The organism is Allomesorhizobium camelthorni (genome assembly GCF_011045125.1).
Classification (GTDB): Bacteria; Pseudomonadota; Alphaproteobacteria; order Rhizobiales; family Rhizobiaceae; genus Allomesorhizobium; species Allomesorhizobium camelthorni.
In genome coordinates this window covers 1-770 of sequence record NZ_JAAKZF010000305.1, presented here as the reverse complement: position 1 = coordinate 770, position 770 = coordinate 1, and the positions used below count along the sequence as shown (strand labels likewise).

At 62.2% G+C, this 770-nt stretch carries 1 protein-coding gene; it reads left to right on the top strand.

Annotation, left to right across the window (positions count from 1 at the left end):
• Nucleotides 1-81: 81 nt before the first annotated feature.
• On the top strand, nt 82-770 hold a 689-nt coding region (locus G6N73_RS36040), incomplete at its 3' end, for an IS5 family transposase (protein ID WP_165034593.1).

The window sequence follows — 770 nt, the reverse complement described above, 5'->3', positions numbered from 1 at the left end:
CTAGCAGGCTGTTGAAGAAGTCGCTCGCCGCAGGGCTATGAGCGTGATTCAGTGTCTCCGGAGAGATTCGGAGATCGAGGCATGCGCGGCGAGGACGAACGGTCTGGCGAGCTGTTCAGTTATGTTGATCTTGAGGCGCGGGTGCGGCGCAATCATCCGTTGCGGGCGATCCGGTTGATCGTGAACGAGGCGCTGCTTGCGCTGGAGCAGGAGTTCGCAGCGCTTTATTCGCCGATCGGGCGGCCGTCGATTCCGCCCGAGAAGCTGCTGCGAGCAATGCTGCTGCAGGCGTTCTACTCGATCCGCTCGGAGCGGCTTTTGATGGAGCGGCTGGAATACGATCTTCTGTTCCGCTGGTTCGTCGGCATCGGCGTCGACGACGCGGCGTGGGACCATTCAGTGTTCTCCAAGAACCGTGACCGGCTGCTGGAAGGCGACATCGCAGCAAAGTTCTTAGCCGCGGTGCTGGCGCAGCCGAAGGTGAAGAAGCTTTTGTCGAGCGATCACTTCTCGGTCGACGGCACGCTGATCGAGGCATGGGCTTCGATGAAGAGCGTCAAGCCGAAGGACGGCCCAAGCGGTGGTCCTGGCGAGCCGCCGGCTGAAGGCGGCGGCCGCAACGCCGAAGCGGACTTCCATGGCCAGAAGCGGTCGAACGACACGCATGCCTCGACCACCGATCCCGACGCCAGACTCTACCGTAAGGGACAGGGCAAGGAAGCGAAGCTGTGCTTCATGGGGCATGGCTTAATGGAGAACCGCCACGGCCT